This window comes from Yersinia sp. J1, from assembly GCF_050586585.1.
Classification (GTDB): Bacteria; Pseudomonadota; Gammaproteobacteria; order Enterobacterales; family Enterobacteriaceae; genus Yersinia; species Yersinia entomophaga.
Genome location: NZ_JBOBDP010000008.1, coordinates 57129 through 79801, shown reverse-complemented (window position 1 = coordinate 79801; position 22673 = coordinate 57129). Strand labels below are relative to the sequence as shown.

Genomic DNA, 22673 nt, shown 5'->3' with positions numbered 1-22673 from the left:
AGCATAAACGGCAGTCTGGTTGGGCTGCCGTCCTCGTGATACAGTGGTTTTTCTTCTCTCATTTCCTGTCGGATTATCTTCATGTTGATGCTTTTTCTTACCGTGGCGTTGGTTCACCTTATTGCCTTGATGAGCCCCGGCCCTGACTTCTTTTTCGTTTCTCAAACTGCCGCCAGCCGTTCCCGTCGCGAAGCAATGATGGGCGTGGTAGGAATATCTCTGGGAATTGTGGTTTGGGCAGGCGTGGCCTTGATGGGGCTGCATTTAATTCTGCAAAAAATGGCGTGGCTGCATCAGGTTATTATGGTCGGCGGTGGGCTTTATCTGTGCTGGATGGGCTGGCAATTGCTGAAATCAGCCAGGGCCAAAGGCGAGCTGGGGGAAGGCGAGGTAGAAATGACGCTGCCAGTCCGCGGCCGTACTTTCCTGCGCGGCTTTCTGACCAACTTATCTAACCCGAAAGCGGTGATCTATTTTGGCAGCGTATTCTCGCTGTTTGTCGGAGATGACGTCAGCGCTGGCGCGCGTTGGGGATTGTTTATCCTGATCGTTGCAGAAACCTTTATCTGGTTCAGCGTTGTTGCCTGTGTATTTGCCCTGCCGGTGATGCGCCGCGGTTACCAGCGTTTGTCGAAATGGATTGATGGTTTGGCGGGCGTATTATTTGTTGGTTTCGGATTGCATCTGATATTTTCGAAATAACCCTTACTGGCCGGATCACTAGTATTCCGGCCAGATATTCACTTCTCGGCTACACTTTTTTGGCTGTCGCCAACAATGCGCCTATCAGCATAAATAAACCGCCGAAAATACGGTTAAGCAACTTCATCTGGTGCGGGGCCTTAATCCAACCAGCAATTCGCGTAGCCAGCGCGGCGTACCCAATCATCACGATGATATCCACTATCAACGTAGTCGCGCCCAGAATCAGATATTGTGCCGCCTGCGGCTGATGAGGCAATACAAACTGTGGAAACAGCGCGGCCAGAAAAACAATGCTCTTCGGGTTGGTCAGATTGACGAAAATCGCTCTTTTGAACAGTTTTCTCCGAGGCAGACTAGTGGCAAGCGCATGAAGATCCACAGCGCCAGCCGCTCGCCACTGTACAATACCCAGCCAAATCAGATAGGCCGCTCCCAGCCATTTCAGTATTTCGAAAGCCAGCAGGGATTGGGAAATGAGAGCGCCCAGACCAATGCCGACCAAAACGATATGCAGCGCCAGGCCAAGCTGCAAGCCGGCAATGGATGCGACAACACCGCGTTTACCGTGGCTGATGGTGGTGCTCATGGTGTTAATGGCACCAGAACCCGGCGACAGGCTGAGGATAAAGGTTGTCACCAGATAGGTTAGCCACCAGTCGAAGGTCATCGGCAAAATTCCCTGAATGAGTAAATTTATGCCACAATACGCTATTGTTTTTAGATCTGCTATAGCTCGGAAAAACCACAGGACGCCGGTTTAAGGATGCAATTAACAACCCTATGCCGTTAGAGAAAAAAACTGAAAACTGGTTAACCCGTGAAGCGCGATTTGCCGCCTTTGCTAACGGGCCTTTGCTGGATTTCTGGCAGCAGCGGGAAGAAGACGAGTTTTCTGGCGTCGATAATGTACCTATCCGCTATGTTCGCTTCCGTTCCCCTCACCACAACAAAGTGGTGATGTTGGTTCCGGGTCGCATTGAAAGCTACGTAAAATATCCGGAAGTTGCCTACGATCTGTTTCAGCAAGGTTATGACGTCATGGTGCTGGATCATCGTGGTCAAGGGCGTTCTGGCCGAATGCTAGAAGATCCTAATCGTGGCCACGTCGTTAATTTTGATGACTATGTGGAAGATTTTGCTCAGTGGGTCGAGCGGGAAATCAGTAATAGCCATTATCTGGAACGTTTTGCGCTGGCTCACTCGATGGGCAGTGCGATTCTGCTACGCTATCTGGCCCGGGAACCGACGGCGTTTGATGCTGCGGCGCTTTGTGCACCGATGTTGGGTATTCATCTACCTATGCCGAAATGGCTGGCGCACCGCATTGTCGATTGGGCCGAAAAGCGCCAGAACATGCGGGATTACTACGCGATTGGCACCGGTCAGTGGCGGCCATTGCCTTATGTAGTGAATATGCTGACCCACAGTCGCGAGCGCTATCGCCGCTGCCTACGTCACTACGCGGATACGCCAGAAATACGCGTTGGCGGCCCTACCTATCACTGGGTGAGGGAAAGCCTGCGTGCCAGCGAGCAGATAATCGCCGAGGCAGATAAAATCACCACGCCAATATTATTGTTGCAGGCCAGTGAAGATCGGGTGGTATCAAACCCGGCTCAGGACGCTTTTTGTCAAGTAATGGCTCAGGCTGGGCATCCCTGTGACGGGGACGCTCCCAGAGTCATCAAAGGAGCACGCCATGAGATCCTGTTCGAGCGGGACAAGCTGCGTGTAGAGGCGTTAAGCGCCATATTGCGTTTTTTTGCGCAACATCATCAACTGAGCGTCGACGCTGACGCCAACTCCACCAGAGGTTAGAACATACCGCTATGTATCATGTTGTCGCTTCCGATTTAGACGGCACCCTGCTGTCCCCTGACCACATTTTGACTCCTTACGCTAAAGAGACATTGAAGCTACTGACCGAACGTGACGTGCATTTCGTGTTTGCTACAGGTCGCCATCATATTGATGTGTCACAGATTCGCGATAGTCTGGAGATCAGTGCCTTTATGATTACCTCTAACGGTGCGCGCGTACATAACACCGCCGGAGAGCTGATTTTTAGCCATAATCTGGATGGTGATATCGCCCGCGATCTATACAGCATGGAGCACGATAATCCGGATATTCTGACCAACGTTTATTTAAACGACGATTGGTATATGAATCGCGAAAGTCCGGAGCAGGAAGAGTTTTTCCGTGAATCGGTGTTCACCTATCAGCTATTCGAACCTGCATTACTGCCGACCGAAGGCGTGTGCAAGGTGTATTTCACCTGCGAAGATCACGATAAGCTGCTGATTTTGGAGGAAGCCATCAATGCTCGTTGGGGCGATCGCGTGAACGTCAGTTTTTCCTTCCCAACCTGTCTGGAAGTGATGGGCGGCGGTGTGTCTAAAGGCCATGCATTGGAGCAGGTATCCAAAATTATCGGTTATTCACTGAAAGAATGCATCGCTTTTGGTGATGGAATGAATGATTTGGAAATGCTGTCGATGGCCGGTAAGGGTTGCATCATGCGTGATGCTCACCAACGTCTGAAAGATATTTTACCGGATCTGGAAGTGATAGGTTCAAACGCTGACGACGCAGTACCGCACTATCTGCGTAAAATGTTTTTAGCCTAACGCTCAAACGGGGCGATGTTCTATCGCCCTGAATTTCTTTCCCTTCTCAGTACTTATAAAATTGTTTTGTTATATCCTCCACTCGAACCAAAAAAACATTATTAACTGCAATATAGTTTGTTTTGCATTTATTGATGTGTGGAGGTCCTATGTCAAACGACTTTGCGATAAATAATAATGTAACTAAATCTAATCATTCATATGATAAAGTTGAAAAGAGTGAGAACAAGAAAATATTAGGGTTTGGTTCTTCACCTCCGCGTAAGCCAGAAAATATTGCTGGTGTTAGCTATATCCATCAGAAGAAATCAGAGTCGGTTGATACAATAAGGAGTTCAATCAGACAGCTAAAGTTGAGATATGCGGATATAGCTCTTGAGGTGTTGATCCCGGATAATGATAAATCCGCCACTGGCTATTCTCTCGAAAAAATGCCTTTTATCAAAAAGATAAATACCATTTCAAAAGAATTAGGAGATATAGAACCATCGTTCGAACTATCGACTGATATTACTAATGATATTAGTGTTACACAGCACGAGAATGAAATTGTGGATATTCTTTGTCAACATTATATAAGAAACGGTGAGGGTGACCTACAGGCGAAAGATAAAGCGATAGATAAATTTGAACAAAAAAGCATGACGATAAAAAAACATGCCAGAGATAAATCAAAAGAAAGTTCATTTTCAGATCATATATTGAATTATGCTAAAGACACTCGCCAATTAAAATTAGATTATATCAAAGTGGCTCTGGATGTTTTGAAAGATGATGATTCCAATGGTTTTTATGGAAAGTTAGAAGCCACAATGGATTTGGAATTTAAAAAGAATAATTTAAAAAATCCTACGTCATTAGAAAACCAGCCCATTAGCAATGCTGAATACGACAGTATTAAACACTGTAAGAAAGAAGTTATGGATGTTCTCACTCAATTTTATAAAGAACAAGGAATGAACGCTAAGTTAGCCAAAGAGAATGCTAAGCGGGAATTTAAACAAGCCAGTATCAGATTATTGAATACGGCAGAGTGGAATATACAAAAGTCTCAGTTTGACTATTTGGGATGCAAATTTATTAGTGAGTCAATACCTGCCGGTCAATTGAAACTTGAGCAGGGAGAGGATGACATATTCCCCACTAGTTATAAAAATGGTGGCGTTTGTTCTGCTGATAGCGGTAATTCTCAGCACGCAGTTAATTTGTGGGTGTCTAAGTTTTCGTTACAGAAGAACGGGCGGCCAGAGATTTTGCTCGAGGGGATTCGACATGCCTCTCTTGGTCCGCATAGCGTGAAAATTAGCAAGGAAGACAGTCAATCGATAGCGCTTGAACGCGGACGCGAAGTCGTTCTTGCCGCATTGTTCCAGCATCCAGAAAAGCTGCAAAAGGCTCTGAATGGAGAGACGATTGATTTGCGGTTAACTTCTACTAGCTTACTGACGGCGCAGGATTTTTTGAAGGACACGGAAGGGACTCAGTTAACGATACAGATGGGCGCTTGGAAAACATTGTCAGAATCCAAGCCATTAGTTTTATATATACGCGACGCGAGTGGGAAGCAACAAGAAATTAAAATGAATTTACAGTTGGCCGCATTTAACTTTGGCGTTAATTCAATGGCCTTTCTACCTATATTCCCTAATGGATTTGGTATTCCAAAGAATAAGTCTTGGGAGGTTTCAAATCAATACAATGAACCCTCTATAAAATTAATGCTAGGTGATGAGCTGGACATCTCTAAACCAGGCGGCTGGGTGGGCGATTATCTTATTAATACGAAAAATAAACCGGATGATAATAATATAAAATTGGTTAGAGAACTGTCGAGGCAGTTAATGGAAATGTGGCATGATAAATCTTACTCTAATAAAATTGATCCCTATAAATTTGTCAGGCGAATAGTGTTACTTTCCAATGCTATTGGTGTGACGCCTTGTTGGAATTGTAAAAGTGGTAAAGATCGCACGGCTTTACTTGATATAGAAGTTAAGCGTGAGTTGGCATCATTACATTTTAACCATTCGCTCTCTCCTAGTAGGGAATTATCGGTTGATGGGAAAGCACTTTATAAAATGGTCGCATTAAATAGCAGTAACCTTCAAATTCAAGCCGCTAATATGCATACCGAAGGGAGTAAAGCTTTTGATAAAATCAAAAATGTTGCCGTAAAACGGGTCGATGATACAGACCTGGTTAAGCAACTTCGTGGATTAGCTCCTTATAATAAATAGGTACAGTCATGGATGAAAGCTCGCAATTACTACTTCAATATTTTGCCACCACTCCTCATGGAGAAGATAATTATATTAATATAAATGACGAATTTATTGTTTATATTGATACTGAGGATGATAACGCAGAATTGATTTGCCCGTTTGCTCCAGTGCCTCAGCAATACGATTGTTTGCTACAACTTTTGTCCTATAACTACGGCAATAAAGTGATATTTTCTGTCGCTGATGGGCTAGTGCTGGCAACCACCTATATAGATATGAATGATGCGGCAGAACAGATTACCGAACAGTTTAAGGGCTATTTAGCTCAGATCTTTCAAGCAAAAGAGCAAGTGGCTTATTTTTGATGGACAGGGCGCATAAAAATGCGCCCTGATATTTTGGTTACTTATGCTGCCCCTGCTTTTGCAGGAACTGAACGCCTTTATCTGGGAAATCAGTAAACACACCGTCAACCTGCGCCTGATTGTAGATAATGTCGTACAGCTGATTGACGTCGGTGGCATATTTCGGCAACGCATCGGCGCGAATCGTGTATGGATGCACCATCATATTGCTGGCGTGGGCATCCTTAACCATCTCAGTTAGCACAATCTTGCCCGGCGTAGATTCGGCTGCCACTAGCATATGATAATCCGGCCCAATACCGTCAGCGTACTGTGCGACCTGCTTCATCGCGCCCGGTTTGAACATCCAATCATAGCTATAATTTACCCACTTACCGTTTGGCTGTTGTTCATAGGTTTCATTCCAATCCGTATAGGCCACCAACTGAATCAGTTTCAAATCCATGCCTTTTTGCGGTTCCAGCTCGTTCTTAATTCGCTTTAGTTCATTGGCATCAAAGCATTGCAGATAAACTTTGTCTCCTTTGGTGGTGTAACCGTACTCTTTTAGCACGTCCAGCACCTTGGCAGAGATATCTTTTCCTTCCTGACGGTGGAACCACGGCGCCTTAATTTCTGGATAGATACCGATATTCTTACCGGTTGAGTGATTCAATCCTTGAATGAACTCGATCTCTTCCTGGAAGGTATGCACACGGAAATCGGATTTACCCATTGGGAACCGGCCCGGGTAGCTTTGTACCTTTTTGCCGTCTTTGATATCAAAACCTTCGGTGAATTTCAGGGATTTGATTTCTGGCAGAGTAAAATCAATGGCGTAGTAACGTCCATCTTTACGCGCCCGATCTGGGAAGCGCTCCGCAACATCGGTAACTCGATCCAGATAATGGTCGTGTAAAACCACCAACTCATTATCTTTAGTCATCACTAAATCTTGTTCTAAGTAATCGGCTCCCTGAGCATAAGCCATCGCTTTCGACGGTAAGGTATGTTCTGGCAAATAGCCGCTGGCACCGCGATGTGCGATGACAATTTTCTCTGCGGCCTGAGCTACTCCGGCCATTGATGAGGCCAGAATAATGCCAGCTACCAAGGCTTTAACGTGAGTTTGCATGGTTTACCTACTCCACTTTTGGTTTTAGGGTACAAAAAAGGCCGTGTCGCCAAAGATAACGGCACGGCCTGAAACGCTGAGATTGACTACCGAGCCTTAGTTAGCGCGGTTTTTTGCCATCTCTTCGTGATGTTTTTTCTCGCTGAACATAACGACGATCAGTAATAGAACCGCCAGAATGCTGCCGCCAATCATCACCATAAAGCCGCCGTCCCAACCGAAGAAGTCAACGGTATAACCAACGATGGCGCTAGCTGCAACCGATCCGCCCAGATAACCGAACAGACCGGTGAAGCCCGCCGCAGTGCCTGCCGCTTTCTTCGGTGCCAGTTCCAGCGCATGCAGACCAATCAGCATTACTGGGCCATAAATCAGGAAGCCGATGGTGATCATACAGGCCATATCAATGCCTGGGTTGCCGACCGGGTTCAGCCAGTAAATGATGGTGGCAATAGTGACCAGTATCATAAAGAACACGCCGGTTGCACCGCGGTTACCTTTAAACACTTTATCGGACATCCAGCCGCACAGCAGCGTTCCTGGAATCCCGGCATATTCATACAAGAAATAGGCCCATGAGGATTTATCCAGAGCGAAGTGTTTCACTTCTTTCAGGTAGGTTGGTGACCAGTCCAGAATGCCGTAACGCAGCAGGTATACGAATACGTTGGCAATGGCGATATACCACAGCAATTTATTCGGCAGAATGTATTGCATGAAGATCTGTTTAGCCGTCAGTTCTTCTTCTGCTTCTTTCGAGTAATCGTCTGGATAGTCGTTTTTGTACTCTTCAATCGGTGGTAAACCGCAGGATTGAGGGGTATCGCGCATCAGACCGAAAACGATCAACGCCACTAAAATGGCACCGAAAGCAGGCATATATAACGCGGCTTTCCAGTCGTTAAACCAGGCCATTCCCAGCAGGAACAGCAATGGCGGCAGACCACCACCGACGTTATGGGCGCAGTTCCAAACGGATACGATGCTGCCACGCTCTTTCTTCGACCACCAGTGAACCATGGTTCGACCGCACGGAGGCCAGCCCATTCCCTGGAACCAACCGCACAGGAAGAGTAGAACGAACATCACGGCAATGCTGGAGGTAGCCCAAGGGACAAAGCCCATAAACAGCATCACGGCGGCGGCCAGAATCAAACCGGCGGAGAGAAACACGCGTGGGTTTGAGCGGTCGGAAACCGAACCCATGATAAATTTAGAGAAACCGTAAGCAATGGAAATACCGGATAAGGCAAAACCCAAATCCCCACGGGAGAAGCCCTGCTCGATCAAATACGGCATGGCCAATGTAAAGTTTTTGCGAACCAAATAATAGGCAGCGTAACCGAAGAAGATGCCCATAAATATTTGCCAGCGTAATCGGCGATAAGTCGGATCAATCCGATCTTCTGACAGCCGGGCTTGGTGAGCCGCAGGCTTAAATATACTCAACATGAGTGCCTCCAATGGCGTTATACGTACTTTTTGATCCCAGCATAGCCTGGTGTCTAGCGGGTGGTTGAACTGCCAACCTGGTTATCGTTTATGTTCTATAACGAGCGCAATGCTAGATAAAAACGCGTTGTTTATCTGTGAGGGATGGCGCAATTGTTACAGTTTTATGTAAGCGGGTGCGATTTTGAGCGATTGGTTAACGATTTGAAATAAAAAGTGGGTGCTCCTGTGTGACTTTGATCACAATCATGGTTTTTATCCATCATTTGGTTTTCGTTTTTGGTTCGTTTTTGTTCCTTATCAAACAATGACCCTAATTATTGTGTCTCAATAGATGTAAAATTGACCGCCAGGCGGTTGTCTATAGAGTGGGGTCTTTCATGACGAACAGTTCTCCTTACAGCGAAACGGATGTCATCATCATTGGCGGCGGCGCCACCGGTGCGGGCATAGCTAGAGACTGCGCCCGCCGTGGGTTAGGCTGTATTTTACTGGAGCGACACGACATCGCTACCGGTGCGACTGGCAGGAATCACGGCTTGCTGCACAGCGGCGCGCGCTATGCGGTAACCGACGGCGAATCAGCCAAAGAATGTATTGAAGAGAATCGTATCCTCAAACGTATTGCCCGCCACTGTATTGAACCAACCAATGGCTTGTTTATCACGCTGCCAGAAGATTCTCTCGAATATCAGCAGCAATTTATCACCCGCTGCCAGTTGGCGGGTATTGACGCGGAAGCGATCGATCCGGCGTTGGCGCTGCGAATGGAACCGGCGGCCAATCCGGCCATGATTGGTGCAGTTAAAGTACCTGACGGCACCGTTGACCCTTTCCGTCTCACCGCCGCCAATATGCTGGACGCTCGCGAACATGGCGCTAATGTACTGACATATCATGAAGTTATTGGTCTTATCCGTCAGGGTGACCGAGTGACCGGCGTGAGCGTTTTCGATCACAAAAACCAGCGCCAGTATAAAATTCATGCCCGAATCGTGGTTAACGCCGCAGGCATTTGGGGGCAACACATTGCCGAGTATGCCGATCTGCGAGTGCGAATGTTCCCTGCGAAAGGCGCGTTACTGATTTTGGGGCACCGCATTAATAACATGGTGATTAACCGTTGCCGCAAACCGGCCGACGCCGATATTTTAGTGCCGGGAGACACTATTTCACTGATCGGTACGACCTCAACGCATATCGATTATGACCAGATAGACAACATGATCGTCACGCCACAGGAAGTGGATATTTTGATTCGGGAAGGATCGAAACTGTCGCCGAAACTGGCGGCAACCCGCATTTTACGCGCCTATGCTGGCGTTCGTCCTCTGGTCGCCAGCGACGACGATCCGAGCGGCCGTAACGTTAGCCGCGGTATTGTTTTGCTGGATCACGCCAGCCGCGATGGGCTGGAGGGTTTTATCACCATTACTGGTGGCAAATTAATGACTTACCGGTTAATGGCAGAATGGGCGACGGATAAAGTGTGTGAAAAACTGGGGCATCAGGCCAGTTGCACCACGGCACAAGAGCCGCTGCCCGGTTCTCGCCAGTCCGCAGAACAGACTTTACGTAAGGTTGTTTCTCTGCCAGCCAGTATTCGCGGCTCTGCGGTTTATCGTCACGGAGATAGAGCCACTCAATTATTGGACGGTAATCGGCTGGATAATAGCCTGGTATGCGAATGCGAAGCTGTGACCGCAGGTGAAGTGCGTTATGCCGTCGAATCGCTCACGGTAAACAATTTATTGGATTTACGAAGACGCACTCGCGTCGGGATGGGAACCTGTCAGGGTGAACTCTGCGCCTGTCGTGCCGCTGGCTTACTAAATCGTTTTAATGTCACCACGCCACAGCAATCTCGCGAGCAACTGACCCAATTCCTCAACGAGCGCTGGAAAGGCGTCCGTCCAATTGCCTGGGGCGATGCGCTGCGGGAAAGTGAATTTACCAGTTGGGTATATCAAGGACTGTGCGGGCTGGGTCACCAGACTGCCGCGATTCCATCGGCGCAGGAGAAAAGCGATGAAATTTGATGCCATTATCATTGGCGGCGGGCTGGCGGGGCTAACCTGCGGTATTCGTCTGGCGGAGCAGGGAAAGTCTTGCGCCATCGTCAGCGCCGGGCAAAGTGCGCTGCATTTTTCATCCGGTTCTCTCGATCTTTTGGCTCAGTTGCCTGATGGCAGCGAAGTGCGCCAGCCTCTTACGGCATTAGAAGCCTTGGCGGCACAGGCACCTGAGCATCCTTACAGCAAAATGGGGGCGGTGGTCATCGAACTGGTGGATGAAGCGCAGAAATTACTGGAGCGTTGCCACCTTTCTTTTGTCGGTAGTGCGGCGGAAAACCACATGCGCATTACGCCGCTGGGCAGTCAACGCCCAACGTGGCTCAGTCCTGCAGAAATTCCCACTACACCGTTGAACGGAACTTTACCTTGGGAGCGAATTGCCGTTATCGGTATTGAAGGATTCCTCGATTTTCAGCCGCAGATGGTGGCGGATTCCTTACAGGCGCAGGGCGTCGCGGCGACGTCCAGCTATATGCATTTGCCGGCATTAGATCGGCTGCGTGATAATCCTAGTGAATTTCGCGCGGTGAATATCGCCCGCGTTTTGGATTTGGCGGAAAGCCTGCCTCCCTTGGCTGAAGAATTGAGCCGCTTGTCTACGCACGCTCAGGCGATTTTATTGCCCGCCTGTATCGGTCTGGATAATCCGGTACAGTTGGAAGCCCTGCGACTGGCGGTCGGCAAGCCGATTATGCTATTGCCGACTCTGCCTCCATCGTTATTGGGTATGCGTCTGCACCAGGAATTACGCCAACGTTTTCAACATCTTGGTGGGTTAGTCATGCCGGGAGATTCGGTACTACGAGCTGAACTCGAGGGTAATCGTGTCACCGGCTTGTATAGCCGTAACCACGGAGATATTCCGCTACGAGCGCCTCATGTCGTACTGGCGAGCGGCAGTTTCTTTAGCAACGGATTGATTGCCGGATTCGATCGGGTTTACGAACCCATTTTAGGGCTGGATATGCTTTCTCTGAGTAATCGGGCGGACTGGAGTCGCAGCGACATGTTTGATGCTCAGCCTTACCTACAGTTCGGCGTGCAGACCGATAAGCAGTTACGCGCTATGCGCGGCGGCGAGCCTTTGGAAAATCTTTATGCGATTGGAGCGGTGTTGGGCGGCTATGACCCCCTACAGCAAGGCTGCGGTGCCGGTGTGTCATTAACCAGTGCTTTGTTCGCTGCTCAGCAGATTACCGATGCCACGGAGGTTAAACTATGAGTTTGCCGCGGGATAACAGCTTCGAAAGCTGCATTAAATGTACGGTATGCACCACTTATTGCCCGGTAGCCAAGGTCAATCCGCTTTATCCGGGGCCAAAGCAGGCAGGGCCTGATGGCGAACGTCTGCGATTAAAAGATCCGATGCTGTATGACGAAGCGCTGAAATATTGTACCAACTGTAAACGTTGTGAAGTGGCTTGTCCTTCCGACGTTAAAATCGGCGACATTATTCAACGTGCTAAAGCCAGTTACAGCAGTAATAAACCAAAACTGCGTGACGCTATTTTAAGCCATACCGATTTAATGGGCTCTTTGTCGACGCCATTTGCACCGGTAGTGAATGCTATCACTGGATTAAAACCAGTGCGTCACTTGCTGGATAAAGCCCTGAAAATCGATCATCGCCGTGAATTGCCTAAATACTCTTTTGGTACTTTCCGCCGCTGGTATCGTCAGCAGGCGGCTAAACAGCAACAATATGCCGAACAGGTGGCGTTTTTCCACGGCTGCTTTGTTAATTACAATCATCCGCAGCTGGGGAAAGATTTAATCAGCGTTTTCAATGCAATGAATATCGGCGTGCAGTTGCTCAAACGAGAAAAGTGCTGCGGCGTCCCTTTGATTGCCAACGGCTTTATCGATCAGGCTAAAAAGCAGGCTAAAGTTAATCTGGAATCGCTGACAGATGCGGTCATCACGCGGGATATTCCGGTGGTTGCCACTTCTTCCAGCTGTACTTTTACTCTACGAGATGAATATCCTCATTTATTGGATGTGGATACCACGCCGGTGCGCGATCGCGTTGAACTGGCAACTCGTTATCTTTACCGTTTACTGGATCAGGGGCGGGAATTACCGCTGAAACGCCTGCCGCTGCGCATTGCTTACCATACGCCGTGTCATATGGAGAAAATGGGCTGGACTGCTTATACACTGGCGTTGCTGCGTCGAATTCCCGGCGTCGAACTGATTACGCTGGATTCTCAATGCTGTGGAATTGCCGGTACTTATGGGTTTAAATCTGAGAATTACGCCACTTCGCAAGGCATTGGCGCTTCGTTATTTCGTCAGATTGAGGAGAGCGGGGTAGATTTGGTGATTACGGATTGTGAAACCTGTAAATGGCAGATTGAAATGTCGACCAGCAAGAAATGTGAGCATCCGATTACGCTACTGGCTCGCGCGTTAGCGTAAACAATCAGAGCGCCGCAGTGGCGCTCAAATTTGGTGAGAAAACCCCGCAGGGAGCGTTACAACTCCGCTGCGGGATTATCTGCATTCATTTCAGCTTCAGGGTGCTGATAATGGATTCAGTTTCGGTCTGCGCCTGCTGTTGATTTTCGGCTGGAACGGTAATTTGCAGCGTCATGCTGTTGTTATCGACGTTACCCATAACGACCGATGAATAAGCCTTCTGGCCGCCGCTGGTGATAATGCTATCCAGTTGCTGCAACGGCTTGCCGTCAACCTGAATGGTTTTATTGGTGACGATTTGCAGATTGGCATCGCGACCTTTTTGCTGTTCGATCAAACGCTGAGCCAATACATCCAAACCGGCGGTGTCTTTTTCATTCAAAATGATCACTACGGCTTTTTCACCGTTTTTGGTCGCATAAACGCGTTTATTACTGGAAGGGCTGCTGATTTTATCGCTTTGATCGGTAAATTCGGTGGGCAGAACCAGGGCGATATTACCCTCCAATAAACTCACCGGCTGGCCAACGTTGTTGTCGTTTTTGACATCGCAGGCGCTTAGCCCGGTAACCAATAAACCAACGGCGAAAAGTTTGGTCATCTTATTCATGGGAATTCCTTCTGGATGAGAGTCTTTAACCTTGACTGAATGACCCGTATCGCACCTTATTCAGCGGATAAAAGCAACAGGCTCCTCGGTAAAGAATTGTGAGTAGGCAGGTATTACACGGAATTCCAGAAGAATCTGGCGGCCGTAGGCGGGCCGCCATTAACCGGCAGGTGGTAGATTAGCCGATTTGTACCGCTGGCTGCGACGCCGTTCTACTGGCGAAATATTTCAGCAGCATATTCAGCATTACACCATAGGCAGGAAGAAAGAATAGGAGGCAGATCAGTAGCTTAAAGGTATAATCTACCAAGGCGATTTCGACCCAATTGGCCGCCATAAAGGGATCGCTGCTCTTATAGAAGGCAATAAAGAAGAAGGCCAGCGTATCGCTGATATTGCCGAAGAACATCGCTGCCGTAGGTGCAACCCACCAGGCGCTGCGCTGACGCAGGCGGTTAAATACCTGTACATCCAGAATCTGCCCTAATACGTAGGCCATAAAGCTGGCTACGGCGATACGGGCTACCATCACGTTAAAGCTAGTGAGCGCGGGGAATCCCTGCCAGCTTCCCTGAAAGAACAGGGCTGAAACCAGATAGGAAATTACCAATGCAGGTAACATCACTGAGAGAATAATGCGGCGAGCTAAAGGCGCACCAAAAATCCTCACGGTCAGATCGGTAGCTAAAAAGATAAAGGGAAAGGTAAAAGCTCCCCATGTGGTGTGAAAACCGAAGATAGCGATCGGTAATTGCACCAGATAGTTACTGGATGTGATGATGACAATATGGAATAGCGAAAGCCATACCAAAGCGGTCATCCGCTGTTGGGGCGTAAACGAAAACATAGATGTGACCTTTTTGGTTATTGGGGTGAGGGAACCCAAACAAAATGTGCCCGCAGTTTCTACGGCGCGGCGGCATAATACTTGTTTGCGCAACGAATGCAATGGTTAATTTTAGCGCAAACGTTAGCGTAGCTTGCACCGCAAAATGGGCGGAGTAAACTAGCTGCCCTTCATCGGGCACTTCCCGCCGAGATTAAAATTTGCTCAATCGCTGATAAGAGAAAACCAATGACAGATCTTTTTGCCCATCCGGATAAAACCCTTGATACGCTGGGCCTACGTTGCCCGGAACCGGTAATGATGGTGCGGAAAACGGTTCGCCATATGGAAGAAGGACAGACTTTGTTGATTATCGCCGACGATCCTGCCACAACCCGCGATATTCCCGGATTTTGCCGCTTTATGGATCATGAACTGGTGGCACAGGAAGTGGAGACTGCCCCTTATCGTTATCTGGTGCGTAAGGGCATTAAGGCTTAGTCAGGAAAAAAACCAAGGCTCGTGCAGAGCCTTGGGAGTGAACAATATTCGGATAAAATTCTACCCGGTTAAATTTCGCGTTTTCTCAGTAATCTCAAGGCGTTGGCGGTAACGAGAGCCGTTGCGCCCGAATCGGCCAACACTGCCAGCCACAGACCGGTTAATCCCAGCAAAGTAGTAATCAGGAAAATTCCCTTTAATCCCAGCGCAATAGCGATGTTTTGCCGAATATTGGCGCGAGCGGCACGTGATAGCACGATGATTTCCGCTAATCCGGTCAGCCGGTTGTGGGTCAACGCTGCATCGGCGGTTTCCAGCGCCACATCGGTTCCGCTCCCCATAGCGACGCCAATACTGGCGGCCTTCATCGCGGGCGCGTCGTTTATGCCATCACCGACCATGACCGTGGGTTTAGCCTTATTCAGCGCGGTGATCGCCTCTACTTTATCCGCGGGTAATAATCCAGCTCGATAGTCGATGCCTAGTTCATTGGCAATTGCCGCTGCGGCTCTCGGATTGTCACCGGTCAGCATCACGCCCTGAATACCCAGATTTTTCAACGCATTAATCGCCTGTTTTGCATCTGTGCGCAGAGTATCCCGCAGCGCCAGCAGACCAATAAAGCGCCCCTCTTCCAGCACCGCAACTGCGGTTTTGCCGCTGCTTTCCAACTGATCCAATTGTGTTTGCCAGTGGTTATCTAGCGATTGTGGAGCCAGTTTGCCCGGAGAACTCACCAATATTTTTATGCCGTTAACGACCCCTTCGACGCCAATACCTGCCAACGCCCGACGTTCCTCTGCGGGAGGTAGCGAAGTCGATTCCTGCGCGGCGCGCTGTAAAATTGCCGTAGCTAAAGGATGGTGGGAACCGGCTTCTACGGCGGCGGTTAGCGTTAACAGGCGATTTTCAGTCACGCCATTGACCGGCAGTACGTCGGTCACCTGAGGCTTACCTTCGGTCAGCGTGCCGGTTTTATCGAAGGCAACGGTTTGAATGATGCCAAGTTGCTCCAATGCTGCTCCGCCTTTAATCAACGCGCCGCGACGAGTTGCCGCCGCCAGTGCGGAAGTAATGGCCGCAGGCGTGGAGATAACCAAAGCACAAGGGCAGCCGATTAATAGCAGGGTTAGACCTCGATAAATCCAAGGTTCCCAAGGCTGGCCGTAGAACATAGGTGGAATCAAAATCACCAAAACGGACAGCAGCATAATTAATGGAGTGTAAATGCGGCTAAAGCGATCGATAAAGCGTTCAATCGGCGCGCGGCGTTCTTCCGCTTCTTCAATTAACTGTAAAATGCGGTCAATGGCGTTATTACCCGGCTCGGAAATTACGCGCATTTCGGCGGATCTGTCGATGGAAAGGCTGCCTGCCGCCACTTTTTCACCTTGTTGTCGTTCAACCGGAATCGACTCGCCGGTTAAAGCACTCTCATCAAAGCTGGCAAAAGGTGTAACCAGCTCTGCATCGGCTGGCAGACGCGCTCCTGGCGCGATTTCAATTACGTCTCCTGGCCGTAAACTGCTGACAGGAACCAGACTCCGTTGCCCATTTTTGAGTAGCAAAGCGTCTTCCGGTACTAGCGCCATCAGGGCTGAAACGCCTCGTCGTGCACGATTGGCGGCGTAAGACTCTAATAGTTCGCCTAACATAAACAACAGCAATACCATGGCGGCCTCTGCCGTTGCGCCGATAAATAACGCGCCAATGGCTGCCACGCTCATCAAGGTTTCAATGGCAAAAGGCGTGCCGGAACGAATCAGTTTCAGTGCCTTACCGGCGATAGGAATTAATCCCACCACGGTTGTGACGATAAAGGCGATGCGGCCACTTTCTTCGCTAACTAATGAAATTCCCCAACTGGCTAACATCAAAAGCGTCAGTACGATTATTGGTAAATATTCGCGAAACTTATTTTCATTGGCCGCCATTTTTTGCCCTGATTTGGGGCTGTCCAGCAGGCTAAATCCCGCTTTGGCGACGGCGTTTTGTACCTGTTGGCTGACGTCAGTTTTGGCATCTACCACCAGCTTTTCCGTAGCAAACAGCACCTTGGCTTGTTCCACGCCGGAGATACCGCCTACGGCATTTTCAATCTTACGCGCGCAACTTGGGCAATCCATCCCCTTTATATGCCAGCTATAACGCTGACCGCCCGTGCTGGGTAGCCCTTCTAATTCGCTATCATTCCCTGACGTATCAGGCTTGGCACTGCTGCAACAGTTGGAAGAATGTGAGTGTTTACTAGCTTGAGATACCTCTTCGACCGCTGTATTTGTTGCACTACAGCAATGTGTATCGGCTGTATGAATATGTGCGTGACCTTCGTTGTTGTGGTCATGAACTTCATCTGAATGTTGGTGGTCGCGATGTGAATGCATAGTGCCCCCGGAACAGTTAATTCCCCGTTGATGAGAGGACTCTACACCTTGGAGCTAACTCCAGAGTCAATAGAAGGATGAGAATTATTGCTAAATAGAGTTCGATTTATTAACCACTGGGACTTGCTGCGCGGGTGAATTTGTGCAGAAAGGAGAAAGAAGAAACCAGTACGCCCCGTCCGTGGGGCGTAGATATTTACAGATAGAGCGAGCGGACAATCAGGAAGTGACCAACAAAATAGCAGCCTGCGACCAGTGCATCAGCGGCTTTGAAAGAAAAACGGTAGCGATTGATCAGCCAGATAATATTGGCTAACAGCAGCAAAGAAGTGCCGATCAGCAGCGAAAAGCCAAAATCGGTGCTCCGTAAGAAGTATTGTTCACCGGCAACCCACACCATCAATAGCGTCATGGCGACATAGGTTGCGATCGGCCAGCGCATTTCTTCCAACCGGGTCCAGATTGTTGCCAGTAACAGTGCACCTATGATGATCAGCACCAACGGCAGCGGCCAGAAAATACTGACTGTCATCTGTGTCGCGAAACTGATGGTATACAGCAGGTGAGAAAGGAAGAATGCGCCAATGGCATAAAGTAAGCGCTCACTGGGTAGCAATAGCAAAGCGTCGGCAGCCATGGTGGCTAGCAGCCCGAGAACGATCAGATAACCGGCTGGCCCAAGTACCGGAGCTTGCCAGGCGAGTAGAACCAGCAGTAACAGGGTTACGGGTTTGAAGACCCACCGTTGCCAGCGTGGCCCACGGTAGCTGGCATCAACAAACAACCAACCAGAAAAAAATACAGCGAGGAATGGCCAACTCATTTTTTATCCTTCTTCTCTAAAGTTTCTGCAAAAAATAGCCGCTCGGTAACGATAATTATCAGCCAATGTCTCTTTTCAGTGTAGGGGATCGTCAGGATGAACAACAGGGGCTATTCGATTACTAATGATTTTTGCATGCGATTTTATATGTGATGCAACGGCGTGAATTCGTAGGTCAAAATTCGTACTTGAGTGTGTGAAAAACAGACGCTAAAGTAAGCGTGATAATTATTTTAAATAAATATATTAACTTAATTAAAGCATTTATTGTTACATCAAAGTAACCTTTCGTTAATAAAAGTATAGAAAATAGCCTGAGCAGATGCTATTAATATTCCCCGTGTTTAATGGGTAACAGTATTGAACCCGGTAATATACGAGAATTGGCGCAGGCTTATGAGCTTATATAAGCGGTAGAGAATAATAATACTCTGCCATAGCTGTCAGTTTATTTCTGCCACTTTAATATGAACGCTATTTGCCAGAAATTAAAAATGAAAAAAGAAAAATTGTTACTTATCATGGTAATGACTCTTTCAGTCTGTTCTGCTGCCTATAGTGCGGAATTTCCCGGTTTTACTTATAATTGCAAGTTGGTCAAGAATGGGCGGGCCATAATTGAGCTGCGCAATGATAATTTCTATGTCACTTTTGTCGATAATCGAAAATATCCCGGCAAGATACATTACGGCAAAGCCGATATCTTAAATAACCGCCATCCCGTCTATAATAAATACCTGAAGAATATCGATCAAAATAAGCCGGCGTTATTAATTCATCAGTATGGCAATGAAGTGTGGATTAAAGGGGACTCTGATGAAGATTGGATGGATCACGGTGAATGGTGTAAACCGGTGGAGGGCTAAGCAATCGCTGGCAAGCCTGATTTACAGTCGAACGACAGAATAAACCCGCTAACCGCACGGATGCGTCTTTAAGCCCTTCATGGTATGTTAATAACCGGTTCTCTTCCCCTGAAAGCTTGATTATCGAAGGATAGCGATAGGTAACACCATGGCGAACGATCAAACTCTTTACCGCATTCAGTTCATGAACAATGGTAAGAATTATCAACTCTATGTCCGTGAAATAACGCCCAGCTCTTTGTTCGGGTTTATCGAGATTGCTGATTTTGTATTTGATAGCCAATCGGCGTTATTGGTTGATCCGTCGACAGAAAAACTGAAAACCGAATTTTCTGGCGTCAACCGTAGCTATATTCCACTTCATTCCGTCATCCGTATTGATGTCGTGACCGAAAAAGGTAGCGCGCGTATCTCTGATTTGGGAGCCAACGTGATGAACTTCCCTTATTTACCGGGCAATAAGCCCTGAATCTGATAACGGCGACAGCTTTATTTATTAGGTGTAATTCATGAGCAAACCACCGCTGATTTTTATTGTGGTTGTGGCACTGATTGTTATTTTAGCCACGCGCCAGTATTGGCAAAAACGCCGGCTGGATGCAGAGAATGATAAAGCTCCAATGCGCAGCCTGCAGGTTGAGGTTAGTAATAAACGTGAGGTTTTAGCGCCGAATCGTCGTTCACGTCAGCGGGAAGAAATTGTGGCGGAAGATAAACGCTATGAAGTGACTTTTCGCCCGCTCCTGAGCGGCAGTGAAATTAATATTGTTTTGCCTCGTCAGGAATATCAACAAATTAATATCGGTATGCAGGGCACCCTGCGTTTACAAGGCACCCGCTATATTGATTTTACCGCCGTTCAGCCAGCCAAATAGCTTTGGCTTGGAAAAGTACGTAGGGATGGAAATTACTTTTTCGGCATTGGCGGCTGTTTTTTCTGCCACGCCAACAGTTCAAAAACACCAAAGATAAAGATTTTGACCTGCTGCCAGCCGCTAATCGGTTGATCCTTAGGCTGAGTTGATTTCAGCAGCGTGAGCTGTAAACCATGCATCAGCACCATAAAAATCATCGCGACATTCACAAAATATTTCAACGGACTAGGGAATGGCTGGATCAGGTTCAGGATCAGAAAAGCCCATACGCCCAGCATCAGTAAACGACCGAAATTAATCAACATTCTCTGGCTCCTGCGCTGCGTCAGACGCAGCATGGTGACGAATATACAGGCGATAGGCGACTTGCCCCGCGACCTTTTCACGGTGTAATTGCCAATTGGCCGGTACGTCTGCGGCCGCGCTTTCCGCTTCGGCCTCTACGTAAATCCAGGCTTCATCGGTTAGCCAGCCTTGCTGCTCCAGCAGGTTGACGGTTTCTGCCAGCAAACCTTTACGGAACGGCGGATCGAGAAACACTAAATCGAAAGGTTTACCCGGTTGCGCCAACCATTGCAGGGCGTTGGTATTCACCACTTGCCCATTTTCTGCGTTTAGCAAAGCCAGATTACTAGTGAGCTGGCGTGCCACATTGCGCTCGTATTCCAGCAACACGGTTTCTCCAGCATAGCGAGACAGCGCTTCCAGACCAAGAGCGCCGCTGCCGGCAAAACAATCTAGGCAGCGAGCGCCCTGAATCATCGGTGCCAGCCAGTTAAACAGGGTTTCCCGCACTCGATCGGTCGTTGGTCGTAAGCCTGGGCTATCGGGAACCGGTAACTTCCGGCCACGCCACTTTCCGCCAATAATACGAATCTGCCCGAAGGATTGTTGTTGTGGTTTTTTTGCCATAGCTCGCTGCTTGAAATGTGGCCATTTTGACGGCGCTGAATAGAAGATATAGCCGCTATTCTACCGATGTGCGCAGTGAGGGGAAACGTTAATGCTTTGTTGATTGAATTCACAACGGAAAGCAGCATCGTGCGCGTGTTGCTGCTCGGGGGAAAGTGATAGACTGGCGAGCTATTATCTTATTTATGTAAGCCATGATTTAACCGCGAGGAGTGTAGTCGCAAATGGCAAAAGAAAAAAAACGTGGGTTTTTTTCCTGGCTGGGTCTTGGCCGTCAGAGTGAAGAACAGAAAGAAGAACAAAAAATTGAGCAGCCAGTCGCTGAGCCAGTGGTTGATGAAAGCCTGCCCGCGGCTTCTGAGCATGAGCTTGTAACGGCTGACGAACCTACTCCGGCAGCGGAATCCGTTGTTCCAACGGAGGTGGGGGAATGGGACAGCGAAATCAACGCGGAAGCGGCGGCAGAAATAGCCCCGGCTATCGATGTAGTGCCGTTGGTGGAAGAAACGCCAATTGAGCCTGAGATTGTTCCCACTCAATACGTAGAGCCGGCTGAATTCAACGAGATCGAGACGACGGCGGTTATCGAACCGGTTAGCGCTGCGGTGACCGAACAACCGGAATCCTTAGAGATATTGGCAGAAGAAGTGATACCGGCAGCAGAGCCGCTGGTTGCTGAAGCTGTGGCTCAGTTCTTGACGGAGCAGCATCAACCGCAGGTATTCGAGCCTGAGTCTGCTCTGGTTGAAGCAGAGGCTGATATTTCTGTCGAAACGGTGGAAGATATTGAAGTTATTCTGCCAGAGCCAGAGCCAGAGCCAGAGCCAGAGCCAGAGCCAGAGCCAGAGCCAGAGCCAGAGCCAGAGCCAGAGCCAGAAGTGACTACTGCGCTTGCTGAGTCTGAATTGGTGGACGAAATCGAGCTTGAACCTGTAGTGGCACCTGTGGCTCAAGAACAGGAAAGGCCAACGAAAGAAGGCTTCTTTGCTCGCTTAAAACGTAGCTTGCTGAAAACCAAACAAAACCTGGGTTCTGGTTTTATGGGGTTATTCAGCGGTAAGAAAATCGACGACGATCTGTTTGAAGAATTGGAAGAACAGCTCCTGATCGCCGACGTTGGCGTCGAAACTACGCGTAAAATCATCGAATCCTTAACCGCTCACGCCAGTCGTAAGCAGTTGAAAGACGCCGAAGCACTCTACGGCAAGATGAAGGAGGAAATGTCCGAAATTCTGGCTAAAGTCGACAAACCTTTGGATGTCAGCGGTAAGAACCCGTACGTAATTCTGATGGTTGGGGTGAACGGCGTAGGTAAAACAACCACTATCGGTAAACTGGCACGTCAGTTCCAGGCCGAAGGCAAATCAGTCATGCTGGCCGCTGGGGACACTTTCCGCGCTGCCGCCGTTGAGCAGCTACAGGTTTGGGGCGAGCGCAACAAAATTGCCGTGGTCGCTCAGCATACCGGCGCGGATTCCGCCTCAGTTATTTTTGATGCGATTCAAGCAGCTAAAGCCCGTGGCGTCGATGTGCTATTGGCGGACACCGCCGGGCGTTTGCAGAATAAAGCTCACCTGATGGAAGAGCTGAAGAAGATTGTCCGGGTAATGAAAAAGCTGGACGGCGATGCCCCTCATGAGGTTATGCTGACGCTGGATGCCAGCACCGGACAAAATGCGGTAAGCCAGGCCAAACTGTTTAACGAAGCGGTTGGCCTGACGGGGATAACCCTGACTAAACTGGATGGTACCGCCAAGGGCGGGGTGATTTTCGCCATTGCCGATCAGTTTGGTATTCCGATCCGCTATATCGGCGTTGGAGAAGGTATTGAAGATTTGCGGCCATTTAAGGCTGACGATTTTATTGAGGCTCTTTTTGCCCGAGAGGATTAATAC

The 22673-nt window shown here is 48.6% G+C and carries 22 protein-coding genes; 13 read left to right on the top strand and 9 right to left on the bottom strand.

Annotated elements, in window-relative coordinates:
* Positions 1 to 81 precede the first annotated feature (81 nt).
* Positions 82 to 702 (top strand): threonine export protein RhtC, encoded by a 621-nt coding sequence (gene rhtC, locus ACQ4OC_RS12925; RefSeq protein WP_064514397.1) that lies wholly within the window; start codon positions 82 to 84, stop codon positions 700 to 702.
* A 49-nt stretch (positions 703 to 751) separates the two neighbouring features.
* On the opposite strand, the gene rhtB is transcribed toward rhtC, so the two are convergent.
* A complete protein-coding gene (gene rhtB, locus ACQ4OC_RS12920; RefSeq protein ID WP_064514395.1) occupies positions 752 to 1372 on the bottom strand; it encodes a homoserine/homoserine lactone efflux protein in 621 nt (206 codons plus the stop codon).
* 113 nt (positions 1373 to 1485) lie between these two features.
* Here rhtB and pldB point away from each other — a divergent pair, with 113 nt between their 5' ends.
* From pldB to ACQ4OC_RS12900, 4 genes are all read left to right on the top strand, one after another.
* Positions 1486 to 2523: a lysophospholipase L2 gene (pldB, locus tag ACQ4OC_RS12915; protein ID WP_430971224.1), complete on the top strand. Its 1038-nt coding sequence runs from the start codon at positions 1486 to 1488 to the stop codon at positions 2521 to 2523.
* A gap of 11 nt (positions 2524 to 2534) precedes the next feature.
* Positions 2535 to 3335: a sugar/pyridoxal phosphate phosphatase YigL gene (gene yigL / locus ACQ4OC_RS12910; RefSeq protein WP_064514390.1), complete on the top strand. Its 801-nt coding sequence runs from the start codon at positions 2535 to 2537 to the stop codon at positions 3333 to 3335.
* A gap of 149 nt (positions 3336 to 3484) precedes the next feature.
* Positions 3485 to 5572 (top strand): inositol phosphate phosphatase SopB, encoded by a 2088-nt coding sequence (locus ACQ4OC_RS12905; RefSeq protein ID WP_064514388.1) that lies wholly within the window; start codon positions 3485 to 3487, stop codon positions 5570 to 5572.
* A gap of 8 nt (positions 5573 to 5580) precedes the next feature.
* On the top strand, positions 5581 to 5922 hold the full coding sequence (locus tag ACQ4OC_RS12900) for a hypothetical protein (RefSeq protein WP_064514386.1): 342 nt from the start codon (positions 5581 to 5583) through the stop codon (positions 5920 to 5922).
* Positions 5923 to 5959: 37 nt separating this feature from the next.
* On the opposite strand, the gene glpQ is transcribed toward ACQ4OC_RS12900, so the two are convergent.
* Complete coding sequence (gene glpQ, locus ACQ4OC_RS12895; protein ID WP_064514383.1) at positions 5960 to 7036, bottom strand: glycerophosphodiester phosphodiesterase; 1077 nt, start codon at positions 7034 to 7036, stop codon at positions 5960 to 5962.
* A 96-nt stretch (positions 7037 to 7132) separates the two neighbouring features.
* On the bottom strand, positions 7133 to 8488 hold the full coding sequence (gene glpT, locus ACQ4OC_RS12890) for a glycerol-3-phosphate transporter (protein ID WP_064514381.1): 1356 nt from the start codon (positions 8486 to 8488) through the stop codon (positions 7133 to 7135).
* 380 nt (positions 8489 to 8868) lie between these two features.
* Here glpT and glpA point away from each other — a divergent pair, with 380 nt between their 5' ends.
* The 3 genes from glpA to glpC are packed head-to-tail and all read left to right on the top strand — an operon-like array spanning position 8869 to position 12981.
* Positions 8869 to 10527: an anaerobic glycerol-3-phosphate dehydrogenase subunit A gene (glpA, locus tag ACQ4OC_RS12885; RefSeq protein ID WP_064514379.1), complete on the top strand. Its 1659-nt coding sequence runs from the start codon at positions 8869 to 8871 to the stop codon at positions 10525 to 10527.
* Positions 10517 to 11785, top strand: coding sequence for a glycerol-3-phosphate dehydrogenase subunit GlpB (gene glpB, locus ACQ4OC_RS12880; RefSeq protein ID WP_064514377.1), 1269 nt, complete (start codon positions 10517 to 10519; stop codon positions 11783 to 11785). The genes glpA and glpB overlap by 11 nt, the downstream gene beginning before the upstream one ends.
* Positions 11782 to 12981: an anaerobic glycerol-3-phosphate dehydrogenase subunit GlpC gene (gene glpC / locus ACQ4OC_RS12875; RefSeq protein ID WP_064514376.1), complete on the top strand. Its 1200-nt coding sequence runs from the start codon at positions 11782 to 11784 to the stop codon at positions 12979 to 12981. Before glpB ends, glpC begins: the two co-directional genes overlap by 4 nt.
* Before the next feature lie 85 nt (positions 12982 to 13066).
* Here glpC and ACQ4OC_RS12870 read toward each other — a convergent pair whose 3' ends face one another.
* Both ACQ4OC_RS12870 and ACQ4OC_RS12865 read right to left on the bottom strand, forming a co-directional pair.
* Complete coding sequence (locus ACQ4OC_RS12870; protein ID WP_064514374.1) at positions 13067 to 13591, bottom strand: DcrB family lipoprotein; 525 nt, start codon at positions 13589 to 13591, stop codon at positions 13067 to 13069.
* Between the two features lie 178 nt (positions 13592 to 13769).
* Positions 13770 to 14438: a 7-cyano-7-deazaguanine/7-aminomethyl-7-deazaguanine transporter gene (locus ACQ4OC_RS12865; RefSeq protein ID WP_064514372.1), complete on the bottom strand. Its 669-nt coding sequence runs from the start codon at positions 14436 to 14438 to the stop codon at positions 13770 to 13772.
* Positions 14439 to 14666: 228 nt separating this feature from the next.
* On the opposite strand from ACQ4OC_RS12865, the gene tusA reads away from it, so the two are divergent.
* A complete protein-coding gene (gene tusA / locus ACQ4OC_RS12860) occupies positions 14667 to 14918 on the top strand; it encodes a sulfurtransferase TusA (protein ID WP_064514370.1) in 252 nt (83 codons plus the stop codon).
* Positions 14919 to 14986: 68 nt separating this feature from the next.
* On the opposite strand, the gene ACQ4OC_RS12855 is transcribed toward tusA, so the two are convergent.
* Both ACQ4OC_RS12855 and ACQ4OC_RS12850 read right to left on the bottom strand, forming a co-directional pair.
* Positions 14987 to 17302, bottom strand: a complete 2316-nt coding sequence (locus ACQ4OC_RS12855) for a zinc/cadmium/mercury/lead-transporting ATPase (RefSeq protein ID WP_064514368.1) — start codon at positions 17300 to 17302, stop codon at positions 14987 to 14989.
* 196 nt (positions 17303 to 17498) lie between these two features.
* Positions 17499 to 18125 (bottom strand): lysoplasmalogenase, encoded by a 627-nt coding sequence (locus ACQ4OC_RS12850; protein WP_064514366.1) that lies wholly within the window; start codon positions 18123 to 18125, stop codon positions 17499 to 17501.
* 494 nt (positions 18126 to 18619) lie between these two features.
* On the opposite strand from ACQ4OC_RS12850, the gene ACQ4OC_RS12845 reads away from it, so the two are divergent.
* The 3 genes from ACQ4OC_RS12845 to ACQ4OC_RS12835 all read left to right on the top strand — a co-directional run bounded on the left by ACQ4OC_RS12845 (position 18620) and on the right by ACQ4OC_RS12835 (position 19866).
* Entirely contained in the window at positions 18620 to 18991 is a 372-nt protein-coding gene (locus ACQ4OC_RS12845; protein ID WP_064514364.1) for a hypothetical protein, read from the top strand.
* Between the two features lie 148 nt (positions 18992 to 19139).
* Positions 19140 to 19460 (top strand): DUF1820 family protein, encoded by a 321-nt coding sequence (locus tag ACQ4OC_RS12840; protein ID WP_064514362.1) that lies wholly within the window; start codon positions 19140 to 19142, stop codon positions 19458 to 19460.
* A 40-nt stretch (positions 19461 to 19500) separates the two neighbouring features.
* The gene (locus ACQ4OC_RS12835) at positions 19501 to 19866 is read left to right on the top strand and encodes a DUF2500 domain-containing protein (protein WP_064514360.1); all 366 of its coding nucleotides are present in this window, start codon (positions 19501 to 19503) and stop codon (positions 19864 to 19866) included.
* Positions 19867 to 19898: 32 nt separating this feature from the next.
* Here the strand turns inward: ACQ4OC_RS12835 and ACQ4OC_RS12830 are convergent, their stop codons facing one another.
* On the bottom strand, positions 19899 to 20171 hold the full coding sequence (locus ACQ4OC_RS12830) for a DUF1145 family protein (protein WP_064514358.1): 273 nt from the start codon (positions 20169 to 20171) through the stop codon (positions 19899 to 19901).
* Positions 20161 to 20778: a 16S rRNA (guanine(966)-N(2))-methyltransferase gene (gene rsmD / locus ACQ4OC_RS12825; RefSeq protein ID WP_064514356.1), complete on the bottom strand. Its 618-nt coding sequence runs from the start codon at positions 20776 to 20778 to the stop codon at positions 20161 to 20163. The genes ACQ4OC_RS12830 and rsmD overlap by 11 nt, the downstream gene beginning before the upstream one ends.
* Positions 20779 to 21002: 224 nt before the next feature.
* Here rsmD and ftsY point away from each other — a divergent pair, with 224 nt between their 5' ends.
* Positions 21003 to 22670 carry a signal recognition particle-docking protein FtsY gene (gene ftsY / locus ACQ4OC_RS12820; protein ID WP_430971223.1) on the top strand — a complete coding sequence of 556 codons (1668 nt, stop codon included), beginning with the start codon at positions 21003 to 21005 and terminating at the stop codon, positions 22668 to 22670.
* Positions 22671 to 22673 lie beyond the last annotated feature (3 nt).

Bases quoted from the DNA above. Each gene is read 5' to 3' on its own strand.
- glpB (WP_064514377.1), top strand. From the start codon at position 10,517: ATGAAATTTGATGCCATTATCATTGGCGGCGGGCTGGCGGGGCTAACC.
- ACQ4OC_RS12850 (WP_064514366.1), bottom strand. From the start codon at position 18,125: ATGAGTTGGCCATTCCTCGCTGTATTTTTTTCTGGTTGGTTGTTTGTT.
- rsmD (WP_064514356.1), bottom strand. From the start codon at position 20,778: ATGGCAAAAAAACCACAACAACAATCCTTCGGGCAGATTCGTATTATT.
- glpQ (WP_064514383.1), bottom strand. From the start codon at position 7,036: ATGCAAACTCACGTTAAAGCCTTGGTAGCTGGCATTATTCTGGCCTCA.
- ACQ4OC_RS12840 (WP_064514362.1), top strand. From the start codon at position 19,140: ATGGCGAACGATCAAACTCTTTACCGCATTCAGTTCATGAACAATGGT.
- pldB (WP_430971224.1), top strand. From the start codon at position 1,486: ATGCCGTTAGAGAAAAAAACTGAAAACTGGTTAACCCGTGAAGCGCGA.
- ACQ4OC_RS12870 (WP_064514374.1), bottom strand. From the start codon at position 13,591: ATGAATAAGATGACCAAACTTTTCGCCGTTGGTTTATTGGTTACCGGG.
- tusA (WP_064514370.1), top strand. From the start codon at position 14,667: ATGACAGATCTTTTTGCCCATCCGGATAAAACCCTTGATACGCTGGGC.
- ACQ4OC_RS12830 (WP_064514358.1), bottom strand. From the start codon at position 20,171: ATGTTGATTAATTTCGGTCGTTTACTGATGCTGGGCGTATGGGCTTTT.
- ACQ4OC_RS12855 (WP_064514368.1), bottom strand. From the start codon at position 17,302: ATGCATTCACATCGCGACCACCAACATTCAGATGAAGTTCATGACCAC.
- rhtB (WP_064514395.1), bottom strand. From the start codon at position 1,372: ATGACCTTCGACTGGTGGCTAACCTATCTGGTGACAACCTTTATCCTC.
- ACQ4OC_RS12905 (WP_064514388.1), top strand. From the start codon at position 3,485: ATGTCAAACGACTTTGCGATAAATAATAATGTAACTAAATCTAATCAT.
- yigL (WP_064514390.1), top strand. From the start codon at position 2,535: ATGTATCATGTTGTCGCTTCCGATTTAGACGGCACCCTGCTGTCCCCT.
- ACQ4OC_RS12865 (WP_064514372.1), bottom strand. From the start codon at position 14,438: ATGTTTTCGTTTACGCCCCAACAGCGGATGACCGCTTTGGTATGGCTT.
- ACQ4OC_RS12900 (WP_064514386.1), top strand. From the start codon at position 5,581: ATGGATGAAAGCTCGCAATTACTACTTCAATATTTTGCCACCACTCCT.
- rhtC (WP_064514397.1), top strand. From the start codon at position 82: ATGTTGATGCTTTTTCTTACCGTGGCGTTGGTTCACCTTATTGCCTTG.
- ACQ4OC_RS12835 (WP_064514360.1), top strand. From the start codon at position 19,501: ATGAGCAAACCACCGCTGATTTTTATTGTGGTTGTGGCACTGATTGTT.
- ftsY (WP_430971223.1), top strand. From the start codon at position 21,003: ATGGCAAAAGAAAAAAAACGTGGGTTTTTTTCCTGGCTGGGTCTTGGC.
- glpC (WP_064514376.1), top strand. From the start codon at position 11,782: ATGAGTTTGCCGCGGGATAACAGCTTCGAAAGCTGCATTAAATGTACG.
- glpA (WP_064514379.1), top strand. From the start codon at position 8,869: ATGACGAACAGTTCTCCTTACAGCGAAACGGATGTCATCATCATTGGC.
- ACQ4OC_RS12845 (WP_064514364.1), top strand. From the start codon at position 18,620: ATGAAAAAAGAAAAATTGTTACTTATCATGGTAATGACTCTTTCAGTC.
- glpT (WP_064514381.1), bottom strand. From the start codon at position 8,488: ATGTTGAGTATATTTAAGCCTGCGGCTCACCAAGCCCGGCTGTCAGAA.